Raw genomic sequence first — 24,519 nt, 5'->3', positions numbered from 1 at the left:
GTCTCGTGGGCTCGGAGATGTGTATAAGAGACAGATTTTTTGTGTATTAAATTGTTCTTATAATAAAATAAAATTGATTGTTTCAAAGCGGTATAATTTCAAAAACTAATCTTTATGTAAAAATAGAATGTCTACATAATTTGTAAAATCTGTTTATTCCTAGTTCTATATTCTAAAGTCAAAAACCCCCAATGCTAGGGGTTTTTTATTTCTCTTTATAATTATTGTATCCTTTAATAGTTAACAATAAACAAGTGTTATATTTATGCAAGATAAACATTACTGCAATTTTAAAAAATACTTTTGTCAATAATAATTACTCATGACAGGTCGAAACATAATTTTAGCTGGCAATGCAGGAACAGGAAAGACCTACCGCTTAGGCATCAAAGCATGCATGAAAGGTTACAAAGTATGCTTGACAACTATACCGCTGTTAATTAATCAAATTAGAAAATATAGATTTTAAAGAACACATCATGCTTTTCAAAATCAATTTTAAAAATATAATTTAGTTATAACTGATGAGATACATGTCTTTTGATAAAGAAGAAACCGAGTTATTATTTACTCATTTATTATTAAGAATAAATCAAAAATCAAGTATGTATCGTTAATATGATATTATTTTCTTACCGTATGAACGAAACAAAGAAATAGTGGAAGAACAAGAGTTAGTAAAATAGTAAATCATAAAAATAACTGATTCAAAAAATCACCATTAAAGAAACCACCATTTTCATTCATCTACTCAGAAGAAGTGGCTGGATTTGTAATGACAAAACGCTTAGATTTTCAATTGACAAATACAGCAAAGAAAAAAACATATAACTGCTTGTACTATCCATAATAAAAATAAGAAGGAATCTGTACACCCCCTTCTTATAATGGACTTTCAAAAGTATATGTAATATCCACCGTTCCATCTTGCTGAATACTAATTTTTTGAATCAACGTCTGAAATACATGGATCAAATCTTGTTCTTGTTGTTGCAACTGTTCAAAAGCTTGTTTTATTGTTTTAATATCCATTTGCACAGCATCACTATTTTGTAAGATAAGCAATTCGTGATTCGCTTTCGTTATTTCTGCTTCAAGATCGTTCCGTTTTTTTTCAAATTCTTCTTTATTAATGAGTTCTTCCAAATACAGATCTAGTAGTGCTTTTTTCTTTTGTTCATTCACATTCATAAGCTTTTGTAACTCTTTTATTTTTTTCTCTTGCCCCTCTTCGACATTACTTTGGAGTTTTAAAGTAACAGACTCCCCTTTTTTTACTAATAAATCAATAATGAACTGACGAAAATCATGATATTGAATGGGTACATGATTTACACAACCATGCTTCCCAGCTCTTCTGTACTGAGAACACTTTAAATATTTCCACTCTGTCCGTTCTCCGTTTTTCTTTTTCAAGTAGGACTGTACAATCACCATGTTTGAACCACAAACTGCGCATTTTGCTATATTTCGAAATTCATTCCAAGCTGTAATCTTTGTTTTATTTGCATTAGTATCTTTTTGATTTATTTGATTCCATACCTCTTCATCTATAATTGCTGGATGATGATTAGGAAAAACAAACCATTTTTCTTTCGGATTTCGGATTTGTTTTTTCTTACCACCAACTTTCACAGAAGTATATTGATTTAAGATAAAAGTCCCTTTATAGATCGGATTTCGAAGAATTCGCTGGACAGAAGTCATCTGCCAGTGTTTTTTAGTTTTTGACTTTACACCTAATCGATTTAACTCATTAGTAATTTTTTTATATCCCCAACCGTCTATATACCACTTATACATTTTTTTGACATTATCAGCTTCTTCCTTCTTTATCACCAACTTTTGATTTTCGCGATTGTAGCCATATGGAACTTTTCCAATATGCTCTCCACGACGTACTTTTACTGCCAAAGCTGCGGTAATACTAGAAGAAAGAGTCCTGCTGTATTGAGCTGAAAATAAAGACCATAGCTCAAACGCCATGTCGTTTTTTCCAGCTTTTACCGAATCATAACCTTCTTCAACAGAAATAATTCTCACATTATGAGCAAGTAGAACTTCGCGAATCTCTAATGAGTCCTTTAAATCCCTTGCTAGGCGCGAAATGGATTTAAATATCACCATGTTAATTTCTTTTAACCTTGCTTTTTGTAGAAGTAATTGAATTGCAGGACGATCAGTGAATAACGTTCCACTAATCCCTTCATCTTTATAAACACATTGTTCGTCCCATTCAAAACCATTTCGTTCCAACCAATTCCGACAAATATCAATTTGATTTTCAACAGAAGAAACTTGTTCATCTCGGTCGGTTGATATACGGACATATACACTATAAGCCCCCAAGTAATCACCTGCTTCGCGCACAATTAAAGCGTTTATTTAAATACATATGTTTTAACTTGAAAGTTTACTCATAAAATCGCTTTCCTGACGAAGTAATCTAATCCCCCTCTTCATTCTCAATGCGATTACAAAACAAAAACGAGCTTCTTAAATATAGAAGCTCGTCTCGTATTATGTGATATTACAATATATAATATTCATTTAAATGAAACATTTTTGCAAAAATGAACATCGTCTCAACAATCCAATTAAGATTAAGCTACTAGTCATTCTTATTATCCTACTTCAACCAAACCATAACGCTCTCCTACTTTGTCGCTTAAAGATTGATATTCTTCATCTGTAAGCAATTCACACTTCTTTAAATGCACTATTATTTCATTCATTCTTTTTGCATACTCTGTATGCTTATCTGGGGGAATATCTGGAGAATCATCATCTATTTCGTCAATAAGAGCATTTACTTTTTGTTGAATCATAGTATATAAGTTTTGCCCTTCTCCTAACTTTTTCAATTCATTAACAGTAAAAGAGATAATAGGAATATCCGTCTTGCAGAATATTTTCTTTCTCTTTCCTTCACCATATCTCCATCCATAACCGCCAATACCTTTAATGGAAATAAAAATCCCAAATCTCGCTCCCCTATCTGGAATTAATTCTGCTAATTTAGTTACCATTCCAACATCAACTGAAGTTGTTTTCTTATTTTTGCATTCACAAATAATCTTCGGCCCAATGTATTCTTTTATAAATGGTGGCTGAGCTTTCCTACATAGGTCTATTTCCAAATCAGATTCATTATCCGTCTTTTTCACATTCATTTTTACAACTGTATCTTGAAAACGTTCAAACAAAAATTTTGAAAAATCCTCTAATAAAGCACCCTTTTTCTGATTTAATTCTTTTCCCCAACTTTGTGATTCTTCTATTTGCTGTATGTAATTATTAAATATTAACAAAGATCCATCGTCTTCAATAAGTGGTTTCCACAAAAAATCATCGTTTAATCTACCTAACACATCTTCTAAATCACTATATGACTTTATTGGTTGCATTTACAAATTCCCTCTCCTAAAACCAACTTTTGCATGTTGAAAATCGAACAATGCGTCACATTCTTGACATAATTCATCAGCTGACGAATTATAATATTCCTCTAAAGAATAAAACCATTTCCCATGTTGGTATTCTTCACCTTCACACTCTACATATATAAGTAGCTCAAGCATTTTCTTATTCACTAATTCAATAAGAATTTCCTCTGCTATATTCACATCAATTATTAACTTCCGAGAAAGCAAAGACTTCGTCAACACATCACTTTTACGCAGACATTTAATTGTTTCATCAAGTATCACTACTTTACTGTCTGGCAATTTGTATTTGCCTACGATATTCGTTAATTTTTCGTATGACAATGTTGACCACCTCCTCTTCGACAAAGGTATTTGTCCCTCTGATAACATAAGCATTACTAGCATATTCTACAAAGAATTTATAATTACAATTTTCTGTATTTAAAATCACGCCTAATAAATCTACATCACCATCTTGACGCGATCTTTTAGCAGCTTGTGCTGCCGATCCAGCTCTAAATCCTTCTTCTCTTGATTCAACATTAACTGTATGAGTTATACCATCCGAACGCTGACGAAACAATGAAAAGGATTCTTCCTCTTCATTATAACCATATTTTTCTATTAATTGGGATTCAAAAGACAATTGTACATCTTGAATGAATCGATTTTTTAATGCTTCTTCCGTCTTTATATCAACTCCAGCAATTTTCAACAAGTGAGATGTGAAAACCTCAATTGTTGCTTGGGCATTAAGCGAGCGCCTATTAATCTCAGGATTATTATGATTGGTTGCATCTTCAGCTAACCTAAATAAAGCTTCAGGTGTCCAATTCGGTGGATTAACCCTACAATCACCTATATATGTCCTTACCTTATTAAAGAACATATTAGCGATAGGAGACCAATCTCCTTTTTTTCCTTTTTTCACACCATTAACATTCAATGTATTTGTTGTTGGATTAAAAATAATTTTCATATCATCACTATTATCAAATATTACACAATGACAAAAGAATATTTTTTTGTACAATCTACTATCTCCATTTATCTTGGTCCCCGATATAATACAAGGACTTATAAATGAAAATATATATTCCCCTCGATCTTCATCCCTACTAATTTCAATCAACTTAATATCATCTAAATTTTCCATCACATGATATAAGTCTTCAGATTTATTATCAGGATCTATCTCCCATAATTTCATATCTATATAATTTTCTTTTTCTTGATGAAGTTCCTGAAGAAATTCTAACGATGGTTTGTTTTCTACATTATAAACATATGTATGGTTATTACCGTCTATTTGATGTAACGATAACCATTCCGCAAACTCTTCTAAATCAATAGCAGGCTCTAATAAACCAGTATCAACTAATACCTCATTTAAACGTTCTAACATCCCCCTCCTATTTCCTTTCTTAGCCAGTCCATATTTATCAAATAATATTTGGTAATGTTTAAGTTGAGTATAAGCTTCTAACAGTTTAAAAATATTATCCCAATTCATAATTTCCTCCTACATCCGATCCACCTATTTTATTCTAGTTTAATGCACTCAAGAAAATAATGGAAGATATATTGGATACCTTTTCCTTTTCCTTTTCCTATTTCTAATTAATCCAAACAAAGTCCACAATAATATGAATTGCCCCTCTCTCTTTGCTTTGACACCAAATGATAAGCTTGTTCCGCTTTTATATACTTTTGTTCTCTATGCAACTTCCTTATTTCAATAATTATTTTTCAAGACTAAAAAATACAAAAACGATATATTTTCATATAAAATAACCATATACAACTAGAGACATACGACAAGTTCAAAAAAAGAAGGAGGATTTACATGGCGAAAAACGGAGAACCAGGTAAAGGGAGAATTGGAGCTGTAAAAGGACGTAGTCAATTACAAGGTCCTAATGGAAATTGGATTAAACGAGACAGCACAACAGGAAGATTCCTTGATCAAAAAACCAGTAGCCAAACACCTTTCAAAGGTGTTCGAAAAGAAAAATAGCAATGATAGAAATATCTGTCACTAAATAAAAAGAAGAACTGCATAATTACAGTTCTTCTTCTTTTCGTTGAAATTCTATCGCTAACATACAATCCATATTTTGTCCAACCTCTCTCTCATACAAATATGCCTTTATAATTTTACTCAAGTTATATTACGGATTTGATATTACAAAAGTTAAGTAACAAACGTTATATTACTTATATAAAAAAACATAAACTTCAAGATACTATCTGTTTTTTACTATCCCGCTCATTTTATGCAGAATGTCCTACTAATCTTTGAAAATGTGTCAATTTACACTTCACCTTTGCACCGAATGACAAAAAGCACATTCACCCTTTCACCGAGACTTATAAAATCTGAATATTCATTATTTAACAACGAAAGTACAAACCTTATGTACCATAGGGTCTCGTCCCACTTTTTCCGAAAAAACACTCGGTAAAGGAGTAGGAATGGTATACCATTCCTACTCCTTTACCGAGACAAAGTTTCCCTTAAACTATGCACTTCACCTTTCTACCGATAACAAAATTCTTTGAAACTGACAAAATTCTAAAACTTTTCTCTTCACTGGACAGAATATCTATCAGTTGCATACCTGGATTGTACACGTCTTTCTAAATCCTCAGCTGGATAGTGCTTTCTTTGATATGTGGGCGAACAATTTGATTTAAACATCATTAAATCAATTGGAAAACCAACTGGATTTACTCCATAATCTGATGAATAATTGCTTGTCCAGTCTACAATATCCCTCATTACAAATTGAGCCCACAAATCCAATTCGATATTATTCAAAGGACTTATAGAATCCTTAAGGCGCGCTTTTGCAATCTGATAAAACCTATCCTCCTCGAATCCATCTGTAACAATCTCATTAGCACTGTAATCTTTGATTTCAAAAGTTCCTAATGTATCATCCCACTTTAGTTGCCGCATAAAACCAATACCACTTTCATGACCAAAAATAATCAAATTCAAGTCAATTTGTTTGATGTTTGATAATAGCTCACTATATATCTGGACGGCAAGTTTCGTTACTTCTTCTTTTTTTGTATTCGGACCAACTTGAGTTTGAAGCTTTAACCTTGCTTCATCACTTGGTGTCCCACAACTGGCGAACCCCATTGATTCATTAAGCTTAAAAATCTTACTCACTTCAACACACGCCCAATATGTTTCTGTCCCAGGTTGTTTTAAAATCCGTTGAGTATCAGCTACTAAAAAAGCTCCGTCTTTTAAGCAATATCCTACTAACGCAGTCATAAAAAACATTCCTCCTACTTTGTTTCATCACATCAACAATAACAAATATTTCGAATAATTAAAACAAAAAGGATTTTTACATACTTATTAGAACAAATGAAATAGGGAGGTGGCAACACTCTATGTTTGATACAGAAGAATTTTATTTGAAGGAAGTCGAAAAATATAAGCATTTAATGCATCATGAAAAATTATTAATAGTATTATCAAAAAGTGGATACTCAAAAGCCAAATTCAAATTAGGTCAAGCAAAGCAAGAATTAGTTATTTCTATTACTTTAGAATATTTAGGGTCAGGTTTATCTTTTATAGATTTGATTAACGAAGCAAACTTAGGATTGATGCGAGGAATTGAGGAAATAAATAATCTTTCCGACAATGACTTAGATGAACATCTAAAACCTTTTATCCATTTATCCCTTCAAGAAGCACTCTCTCATTTGAAGAAACAATGATTACTTATCTAACCCCAACCAAGGTTATGCTTTTACTGGAAATGTAAAAAAGAAGACAACTCTCTCATGTTAAAGAGAGCTGTCTTCTTACCTTTATCTATTTATTGATAGAGCTTTGCCAAACGGTTTTCATTAATATTTCAAAATAAGGTATTTCATTCCTACTCTAAACTAATTTTTAGTGTATATTCTGTACTCATATCTTTATCAATCATAATTTTATCAACTATATGTACCAAAAATTGACGAATTCTCTTTGTATCTGATTTTAAACTAGAAAATTCTAATGCAAGCTCTTTTAATACATTTTGTTGTAAAACCTTCCGATTAAAGCTCACCTCTTGTATATGCTCTATTTCCAATTGCTTTTGCTTAATGATTTCTTCCGACTCCTTGATCTCGTGTAACAAGTGAATACGATAATCCAGCATTACATCCAACAAAGGATCAATGTCAGGATTATCTTCGGATAGCCTTTTCTTATGATTATATAAAGCATCTATTTCGCGCTCTGATTCTTTAACCAAAGCCAGACAGTTTTCTATTTGTTTTGTTAGACGCTTGGTTTCTTTTTGAGTGTTTCTCATCTGACCCTCTACACTTTTTTCTATTTCAACAATCAGTTCTGTGTGTGATTTAGAAATCACTTTATCTTTGATTTCTGCAACAATGCTATTGAAAATTGAATCGTGCAATTCACCTATTACATGCGACATTTTACAGGATTTATTTGGGCAGATATATTTCTTGTGCCCATACTTCTTTCCATTCTTCCCTTTTGTCTCTTGATTTTTTGGCATAAGAGGCAAATCACAACTTTTACAATGGATTAAATCCCGAAGAATATATTCTGTTTTTAATTTTTTAGGAGGAATTTCTCCATTACGCTTTTGTTCAAACAAACGAATCGTTCTTAACCATTCTGCCTTAGACATGATTGGTGGGATTTCTTCACACCGTTCCATTTCCCACTTCGAAAAATCTTCAATACTATTTCCAGCTCCATGTTTGATACGCTTATTGGTAACATATCCTGCATAATATGGATTTGTCAAAATACGTTTCACTGCTTCTTTCTTCCAATGGTGACAGTGTGTCTGTTCTTTTTGTTCATTTAACATATTTGCAATAGCAGAAAAGCCATCTCCTTTGTGATACATCTCATAAATTTTTAATACAATCTCCTTTTCATCCTCTACAATTGAAAGTTCTTTTGTTTTTTCATCTTCTTTATACCCGTATGGAACAGGCCCTCCCATCCTCTTTCCATACGCAGTTCTTTGTTTATATGCATCTTTTGTACGGTGACTAATTCGTTCTACTTCATACCGTGTTGCACCATCTCGAATTAACTGTGTAATTGAGTCCCGCTCCGTATATATTTCCGATGTGCTTGTTAATATAACATCCGTATTCGTTTGCTTCATAATCAATCGTATTTGCATGTGTTCCAATTCTGAACGTGCAAGACGATCGTCCGCATATACAATAACAAAATCGTACTTCCCCTGTTCAACGCCTTCTATAAGCTTCATCATTTGTGGGCGTTGCGTTATCTTCTTCTTAAATGCCGATTTACCAGGGTCTATATATTCCTTAACAATTTCACATTCGTAATTTTCAACAAACTTATATACATTATGACGTTGCATATCAATAGTCTGCTTATCCGATGAAACCCTTGCATAAAAAGCTCCTTTTTTCCCTTTACCTAATACATCATAAATTGTTTTCACATGTATACACCTCTTGATAGCTTAAAAATGGATGTTTAAAAACAATTTCATAACCATGTTTGTCTATCATTACCGTAAAAATTAAATCTCGAAATAATTCAATACTCTTATAATCTGGTAATGAATCTAACACTACTTCTTTATGAATGTCATCTTTTAAATCTTTTAATTGATCAGGAATCTTTTTTAATACATGTAACTTCGTTTCCAATTCCTCCTTCATTCGCTTGTACTCTTGTACATTTCTATGTGAATCAAGCATTTGATTCTGCAATAGTATATTTTTCTTTTCCTTCAACCAATTTTGCACTTTTGTGTGTATATTCTTGTTCATTCTATTTAAACGCTGTGTATATTCTTGTGATTTTTGTTTCGCCTTTTGAACATTCTCCTTGTAATATCGTTCAAATAAACGATCCATCTCTTTTTCTTGCAAGGTAAGAAAAAACTGTTTCATCTTATCAAATGTTTGCTCTTCTATATAATCCTTATCAATGTACAACGCGTGTTCATTACACTGATACCCAATTAACCAAATACCTTTTCTCTTTTTAAGAACTCCTTCTAATGGTTTCTTACAATATGAACATTGCAGGAGTCCTTCCATACGGTACAGAATATCTTCCTTAGATGGATCATCTTCTTTTTTTCTAGGACCACGTTTATTTAAAACTTGATCCAACTTTTCTTGTACAGCATCCCATTCTTGCGGTTCGATGATCATAATTTCATTTAACTGTTGTTCTTGCTCTACACCTTTTAATCGAACACAATATGTACCCATATAAAATGGATTTTCTAATGTACGTCTAATATCTTGCGTTTCCCAAAAGGTTCCTTTTCGTTTCTTAAAACCTTCTGCATCCAACTTGTGTTTGATTTGTTGCAAAGATGTACACGCATCATCTAAAAATTCATTAAAGATAAACTTGATAATATTCACTTCATTTTCTATCATTTCTATCTCTTTTGTTTTTTTATTATTTTGGAAACCATACGGGAGGCTACTCACCGCTTTCCCTGCATCGAACTTACTCTGGCGCATAGCATCAAAACGTTTGTTGATTTGTTCACCTTCATGCTGAGCAAATCCCGCCATAATCAACTCAAGATATCGATTCATGGGTGTATATTCCATTGCGGGTTCTCCAACTGTTGTAAAGTGAACCTTAATTTCCTTTTCCTGCAAGATTTCATAAATTTCCATGTACTCAATTACATTCCTAGCTAAACGATCTCGTTTATACAAAATTAAAGTTTCAATTTCATCGTTACGAATCGCTTCTAATAACTTACATAAGCCTGGTCGCTGGTACATCTTTTTCGTCCGAGCCGATACATATGGATCTTCAAACTCATAATCCAATTTAAAGTAACGTTCTTTACAATATGCTCTCGCAAAATATCGTTGCATTGTAACAGAATGTTCCTGCTTTTTAGAAGAACTACGATAGTACGAAACCGTTTTTTTCAAAGTAACCAGTCCTTCCACCTTTTGGTGCTTATAATGTATGCGTGTCCACCTGATTTTTAGAATCATTTTGTTTCATTATTTCTACACACATTTCTGCATATAATTGAAACCATTTCCCTGCTGCATCAGGATCATGAATATACGATATAGCACGAAGTTGAATTTGTTTTTGTTTAGCCACTTGGTTCATCTCCTTACCGAAATAAATAAAATGGGGGAATTACATTGATTACACAATTAGGGCAAACCATTCGAAACTTACGAAAACAAAAAAATATTACTCTAAACGATTTTGCGGATAAACTTGATATTTCCGCAGGCTACCTTAGCAATTTAGAAACAGGAAAAACAGATACTATCTCACTTCAATTGCTTGTAAGACTCAATGAAGAATTTAATTTATTCCCTTCACTTAATCAAACCACTTCTCCCTATCACGAATTACATTTCCGCTTAGATCGTATGTGCCAATTGTTAAAGTCACTGCATGATACTGATCCAAGGCTAGCAGATTATTTCATTTCTCATGTTGAAGAAGGGTTAGAGCTATACAGAAAGAACAAACCCTACAATGGTTAATATTGTCAAACGATCTTCATTTTATTCATTTAAATAAACTAATTTCATTTAAATGAATAAAGTCAAATAGAAAAAGAGAACCTGTCAATTAAACAGGTTCTCTTTTTTGTGCCTATCCAAGGAGGTTCTTTTTATGTATTGGAAACAACTTGATATTCCATTTGAAAATCATCCGCACTGCGCGAAAATGCTGTACCTAGCAAAACATGTAAACATCCATCCTTTACTCGGTTATCATTTGTTTGTTCATGGTATTCAAACCGAAGAACAATTATGGTCGTTCTTATATCCTGATCCTTCACAATTCCACAATCCTTTTCTACTCAATGATATAAAGCGAGCAGTCGATCGTATTTTAAAGGCTATTCAGCAAAAAGAAAGCATTTATATTTTTGGCGACTACGATTGCGACGGAATTACTTCTTCAACGATTTTAAAACAAGCACTAGAAAAGCTCGGTGCCCATGTAATGACAAGGCTACCTTTACGAGAAGAAGGGTATGGATTATCACCACTTGCTGTGAATTCTCTTCCTGAAAATATAAGCCTATTAATTACCGTTGACAACGGCTCCAGTGCACATCCAGCAATAAAGCTCGCAAAAGAAAAAGGAATCGATGTGATTGTGACAGATCACCATGAAGTATTAGGAGAACTTCCAGCTTGTTTCGCATTTATAAATCCTAAAAGAAAGGACAATACATATCCGTACCCGCACTTATGCGGAGCTGGTGTTGCTTTAAAATTAATACAAGCTCTTTTTCTAACATTAAAACAAGACTGGGTAAAAGAAACATGGAATTATATTGAGTATGCAACAATAGGAACGATTGCCGACGTCATGCCACTGACTGGAGAAAATAGAGCCATTTGTTGGTTTGGTCTCTATAAAATGCGAAACTGCCCAAATAAACTTTTACAATTATTTCGTGAGCAATTACAACTCAAATATATTGATAGCACTACTATTGGATTTCTCATTGGACCCATGCTGAACTCCTGCGGGCGGATATCTGACCCTAACATCGGCGCAGCTATCCTCCAAAAATCAGCACCAACAGCAGAAGATGTTCAACTTCTTATAAATTTAAATAACAAGCGCAAGCTATTAACCACCGAGCAGTTCAAATTAGCATCCGACATCATTGAACAGCAATCATTAGAAAAAGATTCATTACTCGTTGTACAAGGAGATTTTCACAAAGGTATTATTGGCATACTAGCTTCTAAAATTTCTAGCCATTATAAAAGGCCCACAATTGTACTTACCCAAGATGGAGTAGGCTCTGCAAGAAGTGGAAATGGAAGTAAGTTTTCAATTATACAAGCTATTCAATCTTGCAGTGAACTATTGAAAAAATTCGGAGGGCATGCTGCTGCGGCTGGATTATCTATTGCTCCAGAAGAGTCACACATCCAAAAGTTTAGAGAGTGCATACAAGGAGCAGCACAACAACAAAATACGTCCCAGCCAACTTCATATTTTATAAGCGAATTCCCAATCTATAACTTTCCAAATCATTTATTTGATGATTTGATGGCACTGGAACCATATGGAAATGGGCATCCAAAACCTTCTTTTCGAAGCAAAAACATATTTGCATGTGGACACTCCTGCTTTGGGAAAAATAAAGAACATGTTGAATTCTTTTTTTCAAAAAAGCGAGCCTATGCTTATTCGCATGGTCACTTATTTCAAAACTGGAATCGATATAATCGGATGGATGTTTTATATACACCCCATTCTTACGAAAAACAAGATTTTCTTATCAATGATCTTCAATTAATTCAATAAAATAACGAAGGTACACTACTTTTTCAAAGGGTAGTGTACCTTCGTTATTTCATTTCACTCGCTCTATATCTCACTAAATCCCCTATCTTCCTACAACACATTTTCTGCCAAAATCATATGTTTCTTTTTTAAAATTTTCCCTTGTGTATGATCTAATACCCTACGAATCACAGGATTATAAATTCGATTAATATGTTTATATTTCTTTTGACTAACTGGACAAATATAAACATCTCCTTGTTTTGTAATTGCTAATTCTTCATCACCATCATTCTGGTATAGGTTCTTATGAAATATTGTGTATAGTTCTTTTATCTCTTCTTGTCCTAAGCAAAATATTTCATTAGGGAACTTCTTTTCCCATTGAACCTGTACTAATTCAAAAAATGTTGCTTCGTCTATCTTAGCGACTTCCTCTTTTCCAATAACCTCCTCATCTTTAGCTACTACTAATTCCTTATCATTTTCATGATACATTTTCAATTCTTCATATAAAAAATTATAGTCTCCCACCAATTGCTCATACGCTTGATTCATCCATTCGTTTTGTTTTTTTACCTCCTGCAATTCATCTGATAGCAGCTGTATAAAGTCATATAAAAATTCAATTTCCTCGTTATGAATCCCAACTTCTGCTGATGAAGAATGAAGTACCTCCGCCTTATCTATCGAGTCTATATCACATTCATTTTCCATTAATGCCTTTACTTGCTGCTTCACTTTTTCCATGTCTTCCAATAAGCCATGGTATCCCTCCAATATCCCCCTCAAACCTGGTCTCTTTTTATCCGCAAATGCAAATATATCTTCTTTTCTAATCGCCCATCCCTCCTTACGATTATCAGATGCTATTGCTGGAATTTCTCCATTACGCAACCAACTCGTAAATGTTTTATAACTGACATGAATATAATGCTCCTCCAAAAACGCCATCGCTTCTTCAACATTAAGCCAATTTTTCATGTTACACCTCATTTCTCTAGTTACTTTATGAATGTAATAAGAAAGATATAACTATACAAACGTAATAAGAAAAATAGAAAATAAGACTTTGTTCTCTTGAGAACAAAGTCTTATTAACATAATTCATATATTGAAACCTCTCACAATTTCTTCTGTTCATTTTAATAAATTTTATTCATAGTCTGTTTTTTCCCCTACACCATACAATGTTACTAAAGGAACATTCGTTTCATCAAACATAAGGAGGTATTTCTTTGTTACAACATCTTGGGCAAACAATTCGTACATTACGCAAACACAAACATATTACATTGAATGAATTCGCCGCAAAGCTAAATGTTTCACCAGGTTATCTTAGTAATTTAGAAACAGCAAAAACCAATACCATCACATTGGATCTACTGCAGAAATTGCAAGAAGAATTGAATCTGTTTCCTGCTCTCACCCAAGAAACAGATTCACAACACCATGAACTTCATTTTCGTTTACAACGATTATGCCCAGTGTTACAACAAGTTCACGACACAGCTCCAGAATTAGCAAATTTCTTTATTGCCCATGTCGAGAAAGGTTTAGAAATATATCCTTCTTCCTAAGGCTACTCTATTCATATTTTGAACAGTTTGTCTATTCATTATTCATTTTTATGAACATTTTTTATTATTATGAATAAATTATTGAAAAAGGGAAACTATATTTATATAGGTTCCCTTTTTCATATGTATAGGAGGAAAAACAATGGATTCTCTTTCACTTACAGAATGTGTTCAAAAACTAGGAGTAACAAGCTCTGACGTCATTATTAGATTTTTAGAAGATCAAAAACAAAATGGATTCATTTATTACAGAGAAGATTTAAATACTATCTCAAAAGATACGCAATTCGATTTATACTTCTCGGAAGCAAAAGGGTTCATTAAAAATAATCATGCTTTTCCAATCCCGCGCGATTTATATGACTCTTTCAAAATCGATCACTGGTCTTTTAGATGGTTAAGCCTCTTTTACCACCTATATTATCAAGAAACCTCTCCATCGCCTTTTGAATGGCAAGATTGGGATTTTTATATTGGTGAGCAATTTGTATGGGCCTATAAAATAAACACCATAATAAACCATTCTCATCTCAATTAAATCTTAAATTATCCTTTCTCAAACAGTAACTCCCTTTTCTTAATAACCTAAAAGAAAAAACCTCCATTTAACAAGGAGGTTTTTCTTCTTTTTTACTATGAAAATATACTTCTAACGCTTTTAGAAACGCTTCTACTATATCCCGTCCCCCATACGTCTCACTTCCAAGTTTTAGTGGAGATGTCTTTTTAGGCATTTAATACCACCTCATCCCACTATATGACGATGGACTATGCGGACAACACTTTTAATTTATTAAAACTTTTCTTTTTTAAACCTGGATAAATTTTATTGTATACTCTCCATTTCCTCGGCTCTCACATCATTTACACCATATAATTTGCGGAATAAGCTAGTGAAATTATCAATGGTTTGTGGAGTAAACATTATATCTTCTTTCTGTAATCTTTCTTTGAACACTTTTGCAATTAGTGCCTTCCTCCCGCTTAATAAACTAGAGTTTTTCAAATCCTTATTTTCCTCAGATATTTCCAAGTTAGGTACAACATATGCTAAAAAATCTTCTCTTGAAAACAAATCTTCAATAGCAAACCCTGGTTCCTCGCTCACGAACACCAATTGTTCTTCGGACAACAGCAATCCATTCTTCAGCTTTTTCTTTGCCGCTTTCCCTGCATTATCATTATCCAATAAAACTTTAAAATTCACTCCCCATCCCCTAAATAAACAAGCAAATTTATCAATTTGTGGAGCTCCTATACTCGGAGTAAACCTCATGATTCCCGATTCCTCATTATAGTTAATATGTTCTTTCATACTCTCTAGATAATAGTAATCAGAAATACCTTCGACTATGATATTATGTTCTCCAAACGTCCCGAAACTTTTTGATAAATCTAAACCAATTGCAGTTATGATCGGAGTATATACCTCTTGAGTGGCAGCAGAAGATGCATGTACTTGATTCTCAATAAAGGTACCATTGTCATCATCCTTGTCTATCAAACGAATTCGCTCTAAAGTGTCAGGATTTATCAAATAAGGACTATGGGTAGTAAAAATAATTTGATTTGATTTTGCTAAAGTTTCCAATGCTTTTAAAACATCATTTTGTGCCTTTGGATGTAAATATGGACCTGGTTCATCAATCAGAATAATATCCCCTGCTTTTTGAGTAGCATTAATAGCAAAAAAGAAGGATAAAAACCATTGAAATCCTTTACTACGTTGACTTGGCATAAAATCAATACAATTTTCACCGTCATATATATACACATCTAAAGTATTATTAATACCCATGTCGAATTCTATTCTAACTTGATTTTGTGTATAAACACTCTGAAACAATGAAGTGAGCTCTTCTGAAACCCTGTCCAAAACTCTTTTAATTTCCCTATTAGACATAGTAGAAAATGAACTCCCTTCATTCCCCCCTAAAGCTTTTTGGATATAGGATACACAAACCTCTTCACTTTCATCAATCAAGCTCACAGAATCAGGTAAAGGTTTTTCAAATGCTTCAAGCAGTTTGAAATTTGGTATTTTGATCTTTTCTTTAAAAGATTCATATTGAAAAAAAGCATCTGCACTCAAGTCAAAGAATTTTTTTATCTTTTCGGAAGACATATGTAGACTTTTAATACTATTATTTATCGCACTATTAGGATTTGATTTAATCAATTTATTAATATAGTCATATAGATCTCTCACCTTATCTTTGTAACTCATCAACCAATAGATAGGCTCCTCTTGTTTTAAAAAATGCGCCAAAAACTCCAGACCTTCTCTATATAAGGGCTCTGCATTCACTTTAATTTTTTCATCCACAAATGGATCATGGGTCCAAACTATTAAATTATTACTGATTTCCTCAATTAAATCGAGGAAATTCTTACTAATAAAATATCTTTGGATTGATCCATATACACGTTGGCGATTTCCTTTTAAGTCTTTACTAATTGTAAAGCTATAAAACTTCTCTTCTAAATATGGATGATGCTCATAATCCCACATTGAAAATTTTCTAATATCCTCAAGATCTAACTTAAAAGATACTTCTATTTCTGGATTACTCTCTTCTTTAGTTTTCCCTTCTGGATAATCCTCATCGGAAAAATTTGTTGTTGAAAACACCTCTAAAGCCCTTAATATATTACTCTTCCCACTTTCATTTTTACCAGCTAAAACAGTAAGTATTGGATCTATGTACAATTTCCCAGTATCACTAATTGATCGAAAATCTTTTATTCGAACCCATTCTACTTTCATACAGGTACCACCTTTAAAGTATTTTTAAATTTTAATAATATAAATTTTACCATAAGCATTTACTTTAAAGTATTTTTGTATATTTTTGATTTTGAAACTTTGATTTGCAAACACTACACATCACATTTGAGCTGCAAAAGCACATTATAAACAAAAAAGACCACCAAAAGGCAGTCCCTCAAAACTCAATCCTATTCCCAACCCCATTCTCCACCGCTTTCTCATACAAATACTTCGCAACAATAATGTCTACCACCGCCAAACCAACTGATTTGAAAATGGTAATCTCTTCATCGTTTTTGCGACCGTCTTTTTCTCCGCTTATAATTTGTCCGAGTTCGGCGTGGATGTCGCTTGCTTCAAATAAACCTTCTTGTATCGGAACTTGAAGGTCCCCCGTTTCTTCTAATGCTGCTTCTTTTGATTCGACTACTACTTTGTTTGCGCCCGCGATGGCGTGGGATGGTAGTTCTTGCATGCTTGGCCTGAATGAGCCGACGGCGTTTACGTGGACGCCTTTTTGTAGTTTTTCTGAGAAGACTGGTGTGGATGCGTTCGTAGTTGTGACGATGATGTCTGCTTCGCTTATTGCTTCATTTGCATTTGTGTGAACATAAGTAGGTTTACTAAATCTCTCTTGTATATATTGCGAGAATGCATTCGCTTTTTCTTCTGTTCGATTGTATAAAATGACCTTTTCAATATCTCTCACCGCAAATACTGCTTCGGCAATCCCCTTCGCCTGTTCTCCTGTCCCGATAATGCATAAAGTTTTTGCGTTATGACGAGCTAAATGTTTTGTCGCTACTCCTGATAGAGCCCCTGTTCGAATCATCGTTAAGTAGGATCCTTCTAAAAGTGCGAGCGGTTCTCCCGTTTGAAAGTCTGATAGCATAACAATCCCGTTTATCGTTTTCTTTCCTATCTTTTTGTTCTCGGGGACTACTGTTACTACTTTTAAACCAAGTGCCTCAAGTCCTTCCGCTACTGAAGGCATAATTAATGCCGTATTTTTCTCGTTCGCAAATGGTAATGAGCCGCGAATTGGTGTGATCGTCCTTTCTGCGGAAAATTCTTTTAAAGCAAGCGCCGCGTATTCAATGACTTCGTTCATATTTACTAAGTTTCGTTGTTCGTTCGCGCTTATGACTAGCATATCTTTCCACCTCCTCCTCTTATCCTAACAAAAATCCCCGATTCAAATCATCTCTCGGGTCTATAACGAACTGATGAAATCCTGTAATAAATGCATACCCCGTTACTTTCGGAACGACAGCTTCATATGTATGTACCGCTGTTACCGACAACACTTCCCCCTCGAATTTCCCGTCAGTAATGCATTCATGGACGAAAATTTCTCCCTTTTGTAAAGCATCTTTTTCAAAAAGAGTTGCGATTCTTGCGGAAGTTCCTGTGCCGCAAGGAGAACGGTCTACTTGCCCATCAGCGAAGATTGTTACATTTCGTAAAGTTGCGCCTTCCCCTTTCGGTTCATCTGAGAAAATAACGCCGTATATTCCTTTTAACCCTTCTTCAAGTGGATGTTTTACTTCCATTTTGCTCTCGATGTAGTGCTTAATTTTACTGCCCCACGCTTGAATAGCAGCTAAGTCTTTGAAATCAACCTTCAAACCAAGTTCTTTACTATCTACTACCGCGTAGAATGCTCCACCAAACGCGATATCTACTTGAAATTCATAGTCATCTATTTTAATAGGGACGTCTTTTTTGTATACAAATGAAGGAACATTTTCAAATGATACGGACTCTACTTCGCTCCCGTTATATGTTGCGTACGCAATGACTTCACCAGCAGGGCTATCAATAATGAACTTTTGTTTCTCACCTGTCACTTCAAACATACCTGTTTCAATTCCGACTGTAATAACAGCAATAATGCCATGACCACACATCGTACTCCAGCCTTCATTGTGCATAAATAATACACCAAAATCAGCGCGAGCACTTGCAGGTGGAGTAATGATACAACCGTACATACCGTGATGTCCTCTCGGTTCATACATAAGAACTTTGCGAAGATGGTCCAAATTCTCCATACAGTACGCGCGTCTTTCTAGTTGCGTTTCCCCTTTTATTTCTGGCACGCCGCCTGTAATAATTCGAAGCGGTTCCCCAGCTACGTGAGCATCAATTGTCGTGTACACTTTACTAACCTTCATTTCTATCTCTCCCCTATATGTTGATACTATTTTTATTGCAAATATCATGCCAACGCATAGGGTATAAATTTGTATACATTGTGCAAAAAAACATACACTACTGTCTATTTTTTTATACAGTAGACAGTGAGTGACTCTTAGCCCACACAAAACAAAAAAGCCATAACGTCACTACTTGAGCAAAGTTATGGTTCCTTTTTAAATTATTTTGAGGGGTTTGAGCCAAAACCAAATTTATATTTCGCTCGGCAGTTTTTCCCACTCACTTAAATGCATAACATCTTGTTTTACGTTTTTCTTTTCAGGAAGTAAACATAGAAACTCTAAAGAATTACCGTCCGGATCATAAAAATAAAGATTGGCAGTAGGTGTCCACGTCTGAACCATAGGCTCAGACGGTTCAAGACCGAAAGCAGCTCTTGGTTTTATTCCTTTATTAAGAAGCCATTCTCTTGCATGAATGATTTCTTCATAGTTTACCTTAAATGCAAAGTGACTTGTATGGAATGCTTCTTCTGATACCTCCCAAATGCCTAGCATTTGTTCCTTCTTATTATCTTTATCAAACCAAAAGAATGCTACACGTCTTTCTTCAATTGTGCGAGCATGAAATAATCCAAGTTTCGTATAAAACTCTTTTGCTACTTCTAAATTTCTTGTTTTAACATGTGTTTCATATAAAGCACCTGGAAACAAAGCATATTCCCCCTTTATATTTTTAGAAATTCTTACTATAAAGCCTATTTTAATAACCTAGAAATAGAAGTAATATCATATTCCCCTTACATGTTTTTTCAATTTTGTTGCCCTAATGCTGAATAAAAAAGAAAATTCTCTCCCCCCGCCACATATACTGTTCAAAAGCAAAAAGGAAGTGATCCCATGTATTATGGAACAAAAGGCTGGTACGTAGCTGAATTAAAAAAATTAGGTGTTCGCTATCACGAAGGACGAAAACTAGAAAGTTACCGCGGACACGTTTTACGCAATTTATTACTTGTACAACAAGAGAAATTAAAAGAACAGTAATATGCTAATTTAACGATATCGGCGATTCGACATAGGATATCGACTTACCGACAAATCCCCCTAATTCATCTATCTACACTACCAACCAATCACACATCAATATCAAACAAAAAAGGTCCCCCAAACAGGTGACCTTCCTTTCTTATTCACAAACAAGAATTTGTCTAGTAAATGATCCTTTTCTTGTAATACAGCGATCTGTAATTTCAAATCCTGCTTCATGAATCATGTCGTCCATTGTTTCCATCGTGACAACGACTACCTTTTTAGCGATGCGGCGCGCACTTGAAAGAATGGAGAACTGGTCTTCTGGTGTTGCATGCGTAAATAAGTCGTACGGCATATCGATAATGGCAACGTCGTAGTTCTCAGTAATTTCCTCAATTGGACCTATTGTTACTGTCCCTTCAAATCCGAAATGTGCGATGTTTTTTCTCGTTCCAAGAACTACAAGTGGATTTATATCTCTACCAACGATGTTAATTCCCATAGAAAGTGCTTCTACTACTACTGTTCCAATACCGCAGCACGGGTCAATTGCTCGTACTCCATCTGGATTTGGTACAGCGATATTTGCAACTGATCTCGCAACACGTGTGCTAAGAGATGTCGAATAACTGTGCGGTTTTTTTATGTGATGATACCAAACCGGCTCACTTTCTACATAGTGTCCGAAGTACCAGCGTCCTCCAAGAGGAACAATCCCGAATACACGCTCTGGATTACGAACATCTGCTTCTCCTTCAATATGCATACCGAGGTCGCGTTCAATGAGACGTCTTTCCCCATATTCAATTTTATTTTCTTTGCCAAGATCATTGATTTTAACGAAGATAACTTTAAATGACGCCCCCGCCAAATCAATTTGTTCTACTTGTTTTAAAATACTTTCTAAGTCGTCTCCTTCATACATAACCTCAACGCGCTCTTTAATAAATGCACTTCTACTCGGGTCAATTTTGACATCACTTTTCAAAATATTAACGTGAGACTCCATTCCAAAGAACGAGCGCATTTCCAAATAACATAGAGCACGCTCCTCCTCACGAAATGCATACGTATATATACATGCAGGTGTTGTACTATGATTACTCAATCTATTATCATCCTTTATCGTTTAAAATTATTATGATTACAATTATTCGAATATCTTTTTTACGTAAAATTAAATGATATCACATGCCGGAAATAAAGAGAAACGTTAATAAATAAAAAGAGACTGCCTATTGGCAATCTCTTTTTATTTATTAACGGAAAGAAGATACTTTCTTACCCTTTGCTTCGTAATAATCTAAAATACCTTGATAAATCGCTTCTGCTGCAGCTTGTCTCTGTTTTGGTGTAGCGATTTTATCTGCATCACTTTTATTATCTACAAATGCTAATTCTGTTAATACAGCTGGCATTGTATTTTCTCTAGTTACGTATAAGTCCTGATGTTTCGCACCACGATCCTTTGTTCCAAGTGCTGCGACAAGACGGTCTTGAATTTTTTGTGCTAATAAACGACTGTCTTCTACATGTGGATTCGTTGCTTTTGGCGCTGCTGACTTATAATATAATGTTTCTGTACCTTCTCCATTTTTCTTTTCAGAACCATTGGCATGGATACTTACAAAAATATCTCCATTATGTTCCTGTGCAAATTCTACACGTTTCTTTAATGAATCAGGACCACTTGTTCCTGGGCGTGTATCATCTGTACGAGTGAACATCACAGTAAATGGTGCTCTTTGCTCAAATATTTTCTTTAATCGTAATGATACATCTAATACAGTTTGACTTTCTTTCTCATAATAACCAGGATTACCTGAGTCAATTCCACCATGACCTGGATCAATAATAATCGCTTTACCTTCTAAGAAGTTCTCTTGTTTTACTGGGTTTAATTGATTTTTATCAACCCACTGGAATCCAGCGCCTACGCGGATACGAATCCAGCTGCCACTCTCCTCCATAATCGTTACTGTTTGTGCATTATATGTACCTAGCACTTGAGAACTATGTGAAGCTGTTTCATATGCAGTAAAGTCTTGGTTAATTGTTTCTGTTTTTTCTTGTAGAGGTGTCCACTTCTCACCTTTACTTGTTACAATTTTCAACCAGCCGTCTGCTCTTTGCTCTTTCACTTCTACCATTTGTGGCTTATGCTGAACGTCAGTAATACCAGATGATAATGATGCTTGATGATATGTAATAAAGTTTCTGTTCATATACATTCTTTTTGATGTATTTGTTTTATTTTTATCAGCCATCGCAATGAACTGAGCTGCTTCTGCACGAGTTACAGTTCCTTCAGGATTCCAGCCATTTCCCGTACCATTAGAAATCTCTAAGGCTACTAAAATATTAGCTTGTTTCTTACCCCAATGAGGTTCCAAATCTTTAAACTGTGTTGGAAGTTCTCCAATAATTTTCTTATCTAATGAGTACGCTTGTACTAACATAGATGCCATAGATGCACGGTTCATTTTATTGAATGGATTAAATTTACCAGTACCATCTCCATTAATTACACCTGCTTTTTCCACTGCAGCAATGTACGGTGCTGCCCAATGGCTTTGTGCGTCTTTAAAAGATGGTTTTGCTTTTGGATCAATCGGTAAACCAAGAACGACTGCTATGATTTTTGCAGCTGATCCTCTATCTACTGCTTCAGATGGAGAAAACGTTCCATCTGGCTTTCCATCAAGCGCTTTTTTTCCTACTAAATATTCAACTGATTCTTGCGCCCATGTAGGAACATCCGAAAACTTCTTTGCTGCTGCGAAACTACTTACTGGAGACGATAATAAACTTGCGGCTAAAATACCTGCCGCGACTGCACGATACTTCATAAAAAATAATACTCCTCTCGACAATCAATTTTTTAATAACGCGTAATCTTAATATATAAATTTCAATAAATCCGAACAAAAAAAATTAATGCGCCTCTATCATTTTATAATACTCGAATTATGTAGTAAACCTACTTTCTTAATATTGTAAAATAAAATACAATTAATTTACTTTTTGTTAAATAAAGTCGATTTCCCTGCAAACAAAAAATAGGCTACTAGAGGTAGCCTATTTCTTTTCTTATTCTGCAATCATCTCTGATAATACATATGCATAAACAAGTGCTTCTGTATGAGCAATCGAACTTTCATGTGTACGCTCAAATGCATGAGAAGAATCAATACCCGCTCCAATTAATGCATGTTTCACATCAAATCCAGCGTGAATCGCAGCTGATGCATCCGATCCATAGTACGGATAAATATCTACTTTATATTCAATATGATTCTTTTTCGCAAGCTCTACTAAATGTTTACGCAGTGCATAATGATACGGACCACTAGAGTCTTTTGCACAAATAGATACAGTATACTCGTCAGATGCTTGTCCATCACCTAGCGCTCCCATATCAACTGCTAAATATTCAACCGTTTCTTCTGGAATGTTAGAGTTACCACCGTATCCAATCTCTTCATTATTAGAAATTAAGAAATGAGTTGTATATGGTAATGTTATGTTTTCATCTTGTAATCTCTTAATTAATTTTAATAGAATCGCAACACTTACTTTGTCATCTAAATGACGTGATTTTATGTATCCACTCTCTGTAATTTGAACGCGCGGGTCAAATGAAACGAAGTCTCCTACTTCAATTCCTAATTCGCGTACTTCATCAGCTGAAAATACACGCTCATCAATACGAACTTCAATATTTTTCTCATCGCGTTTCGCTTCACCTGCATCTTTATATACATGCACAGATGTTTGATGCATTAAAATCGTTCCTGTATACGTCTTACCGCTTGATGTTTCAATTTCGCAATATTCTCCTTCTACAGAGTTCCAGCGAAATCCGCCAATCATAGAAAGACTCAGACGACCGTCAGGCTTAATTTCTTTCACCATCGCACCTAACGTATCAACGTGTGCCGTTAATAAACGGTGCTGTGCATCATTTTTCCCTTTTACCGTTAAAATGAGAGCGCCTTTATTGTTACGCTTCGTTTCTACATTCCACTCACTTACATAGTTTTCAATAAAACGAATGATTTTCTCTGTATTTCCAGATGGACTTGGAATAGAGACAAGCTCCTTAATAAGTTCCATCGTTTCTTTCGCATGATGTGCCATTGTCGTTCCCTCCTCATTTTCTCTATTATTTAGTATACCGAATTTACTATAAATCCTCTACTCATATAGCTTAATTTTCTAAATTGCGGTAAAATTCTTT

24 protein-coding genes and 1 pseudogene are annotated in these 24,519 nt (G+C 34.4%); 8 read left to right on the top strand and 17 right to left on the bottom strand.

Going from position 1 to position 24,519, the window contains the following annotated elements:
* Positions 1-322 precede the first annotated feature (322 nt).
* On the top strand, positions 323-469 hold the full coding sequence (locus JDS99_RS31955) for an ATP-binding protein (protein WP_242475721.1): 147 nt from the start codon (positions 323-325) through the stop codon (positions 467-469).
* Between the two features lie 413 nt (positions 470-882).
* Here JDS99_RS31955 and JDS99_RS10110 read toward each other — a convergent pair whose 3' ends face one another.
* The 4 genes from JDS99_RS10110 to JDS99_RS10095 all read right to left on the bottom strand — a co-directional run bounded on the left by JDS99_RS10110 (position 883) and on the right by JDS99_RS10095 (position 4,941).
* A complete protein-coding gene (locus tag JDS99_RS10110; protein WP_199695027.1) occupies positions 883-2,349 on the bottom strand; it encodes a recombinase family protein in 1,467 nt (488 codons plus the stop codon).
* A gap of 275 nt (positions 2,350-2,624) precedes the next feature.
* A complete protein-coding gene (locus tag JDS99_RS10105) occupies positions 2,625-3,407 on the bottom strand; it encodes a restriction endonuclease (protein WP_199695026.1) in 783 nt (260 codons plus the stop codon).
* Positions 3,408-3,770 (bottom strand): hypothetical protein, encoded by a 363-nt coding sequence (locus tag JDS99_RS10100; RefSeq protein WP_199695025.1) that lies wholly within the window; start codon positions 3,768-3,770, stop codon positions 3,408-3,410. It lies immediately after the preceding gene.
* A complete protein-coding gene (locus JDS99_RS10095) occupies positions 3,715-4,941 on the bottom strand; it encodes a hypothetical protein (protein ID WP_199695024.1) in 1,227 nt (408 codons plus the stop codon). Before JDS99_RS10095 ends, JDS99_RS10100 begins: the two co-directional genes overlap by 56 nt.
* A gap of 333 nt (positions 4,942-5,274) precedes the next feature.
* On the opposite strand from JDS99_RS10095, the gene JDS99_RS10090 reads away from it, so the two are divergent.
* A complete protein-coding gene (locus tag JDS99_RS10090) occupies positions 5,275-5,445 on the top strand; it encodes a hypothetical protein (RefSeq protein WP_199695023.1) in 171 nt (56 codons plus the stop codon).
* Positions 5,446-6,018: 573 nt separating this feature from the next.
* On the opposite strand, the gene JDS99_RS10085 is transcribed toward JDS99_RS10090, so the two are convergent.
* Entirely contained in the window at positions 6,019-6,717 is a 699-nt protein-coding gene (locus JDS99_RS10085) for a hypothetical protein (RefSeq protein WP_199695022.1), read from the bottom strand.
* Positions 6,718-6,839: 122 nt separating this feature from the next.
* Between JDS99_RS10085 and JDS99_RS10080 the strand changes: the two genes are divergently transcribed.
* Complete coding sequence (locus JDS99_RS10080) at positions 6,840-7,172, top strand: sigma-70 family RNA polymerase sigma factor (protein WP_199695021.1); 333 nt, start codon at positions 6,840-6,842, stop codon at positions 7,170-7,172.
* 161 nt (positions 7,173-7,333) lie between these two features.
* Here the strand turns inward: JDS99_RS10080 and JDS99_RS10075 are convergent, their stop codons facing one another.
* The 3 genes from JDS99_RS10075 to JDS99_RS10065 are packed head-to-tail and all read right to left on the bottom strand — an operon-like array spanning position 7,334 to position 10,563.
* The gene (locus JDS99_RS10075; protein WP_199695020.1) at positions 7,334-8,908 is read right to left on the bottom strand and encodes a recombinase family protein; all 1,575 of its coding nucleotides are present in this window, start codon (positions 8,906-8,908) and stop codon (positions 7,334-7,336) included.
* A complete protein-coding gene (locus JDS99_RS10070; protein ID WP_242475720.1) occupies positions 8,892-10,382 on the bottom strand; it encodes a recombinase family protein in 1,491 nt (496 codons plus the stop codon). Before JDS99_RS10070 ends, JDS99_RS10075 begins: the two co-directional genes overlap by 17 nt.
* Before the next feature lie 28 nt (positions 10,383-10,410).
* Positions 10,411-10,563: a hypothetical protein gene (locus tag JDS99_RS10065; RefSeq protein ID WP_001118762.1), complete on the bottom strand. Its 153-nt coding sequence runs from the start codon at positions 10,561-10,563 to the stop codon at positions 10,411-10,413.
* Between the two features lie 44 nt (positions 10,564-10,607).
* On the opposite strand from JDS99_RS10065, the gene JDS99_RS10060 reads away from it, so the two are divergent.
* Together JDS99_RS10060 and recJ are read left to right on the top strand one after the other, a co-directional pair.
* Positions 10,608-10,961 (top strand): helix-turn-helix domain-containing protein, encoded by a 354-nt coding sequence (locus JDS99_RS10060; RefSeq protein WP_088230745.1) that lies wholly within the window; start codon positions 10,608-10,610, stop codon positions 10,959-10,961.
* A 133-nt stretch (positions 10,962-11,094) separates the two neighbouring features.
* Positions 11,095-12,756: a single-stranded-DNA-specific exonuclease RecJ gene (recJ, locus tag JDS99_RS10055; RefSeq protein ID WP_199695018.1), complete on the top strand. Its 1,662-nt coding sequence runs from the start codon at positions 11,095-11,097 to the stop codon at positions 12,754-12,756.
* A 90-nt stretch (positions 12,757-12,846) separates the two neighbouring features.
* Here recJ and JDS99_RS10050 read toward each other — a convergent pair whose 3' ends face one another.
* On the bottom strand, positions 12,847-13,719 hold the full coding sequence (locus JDS99_RS10050; protein WP_199695017.1) for a helix-turn-helix domain-containing protein: 873 nt from the start codon (positions 13,717-13,719) through the stop codon (positions 12,847-12,849).
* Positions 13,720-13,973: 254 nt separating this feature from the next.
* Between JDS99_RS10050 and JDS99_RS10045 the strand changes: the two genes are divergently transcribed.
* On the top strand, positions 13,974-14,315 hold the full coding sequence (locus JDS99_RS10045) for a helix-turn-helix domain-containing protein (RefSeq protein ID WP_199695016.1): 342 nt from the start codon (positions 13,974-13,976) through the stop codon (positions 14,313-14,315).
* A 142-nt stretch (positions 14,316-14,457) separates the two neighbouring features.
* Positions 14,458-14,853 (top strand): hypothetical protein, encoded by a 396-nt coding sequence (locus JDS99_RS10040; RefSeq protein ID WP_199695015.1) that lies wholly within the window; start codon positions 14,458-14,460, stop codon positions 14,851-14,853.
* A gap of 67 nt (positions 14,854-14,920) precedes the next feature.
* Here the strand turns inward: JDS99_RS10040 and JDS99_RS32355 are convergent, their stop codons facing one another.
* From JDS99_RS32355 to JDS99_RS10020, 5 genes are all read right to left on the bottom strand, one after another.
* Positions 14,921-15,049 carry a hypothetical protein gene (locus tag JDS99_RS32355; protein ID WP_255543202.1) on the bottom strand — a complete coding sequence of 43 codons (129 nt, stop codon included), beginning with the start codon at positions 15,047-15,049 and terminating at the stop codon, positions 14,921-14,923.
* A 92-nt stretch (positions 15,050-15,141) separates the two neighbouring features.
* Positions 15,142-17,082: an AAA family ATPase gene (locus tag JDS99_RS10035; RefSeq protein ID WP_199695014.1), complete on the bottom strand. Its 1,941-nt coding sequence runs from the start codon at positions 17,080-17,082 to the stop codon at positions 15,142-15,144.
* 178 nt (positions 17,083-17,260) lie between these two features.
* On the bottom strand, positions 17,261-18,238 hold the full coding sequence (locus JDS99_RS10030) for an ornithine cyclodeaminase family protein (RefSeq protein WP_199695013.1): 978 nt from the start codon (positions 18,236-18,238) through the stop codon (positions 17,261-17,263).
* Between the two features lie 19 nt (positions 18,239-18,257).
* A complete protein-coding gene (locus JDS99_RS10025) occupies positions 18,258-19,310 on the bottom strand; it encodes a proline racemase family protein (RefSeq protein ID WP_199695012.1) in 1,053 nt (350 codons plus the stop codon).
* Between the two features lie 186 nt (positions 19,311-19,496).
* A complete protein-coding gene (locus tag JDS99_RS10020; RefSeq protein ID WP_199695011.1) occupies positions 19,497-19,958 on the bottom strand; it encodes a VOC family protein in 462 nt (153 codons plus the stop codon).
* Between the two features lie 132 nt (positions 19,959-20,090).
* Between JDS99_RS10020 and JDS99_RS10015 the strand changes: the two are divergent.
* Positions 20,091-20,291: pseudogene (locus tag JDS99_RS10015) on the top strand (YflJ family protein); the annotation flags it as partial.
* 142 nt (positions 20,292-20,433) lie between these two features.
* Here the strand turns inward: JDS99_RS10015 and JDS99_RS10010 are convergent.
* The 3 genes from JDS99_RS10010 to JDS99_RS10000 form a co-directional block, all read right to left on the bottom strand.
* Positions 20,434-21,387 carry a TRM11 family SAM-dependent methyltransferase gene (locus JDS99_RS10010; RefSeq protein WP_098625062.1) on the bottom strand — a complete coding sequence of 318 codons (954 nt, stop codon included), beginning with the start codon at positions 21,385-21,387 and terminating at the stop codon, positions 20,434-20,436.
* Between the two features lie 151 nt (positions 21,388-21,538).
* A complete protein-coding gene (locus JDS99_RS10005; protein ID WP_199695010.1) occupies positions 21,539-23,128 on the bottom strand; it encodes an N-acetylmuramoyl-L-alanine amidase in 1,590 nt (529 codons plus the stop codon).
* A gap of 241 nt (positions 23,129-23,369) precedes the next feature.
* Positions 23,370-24,419, bottom strand: a complete 1,050-nt coding sequence (locus JDS99_RS10000) for a M42 family metallopeptidase (protein ID WP_088062146.1) — start codon at positions 24,417-24,419, stop codon at positions 23,370-23,372.
* Between the last annotated feature and the right edge of the window lie 100 nt (positions 24,420-24,519).

The organism is Bacillus cereus group sp. N6 (assembly GCF_016483705.1).
Lineage (GTDB): Bacteria > Bacillota > Bacilli > Bacillales > Bacillaceae_G > Bacillus_A > Bacillus_A wiedmannii.
This window is presented reverse-complemented; position numbering and strand designations above follow the sequence as displayed.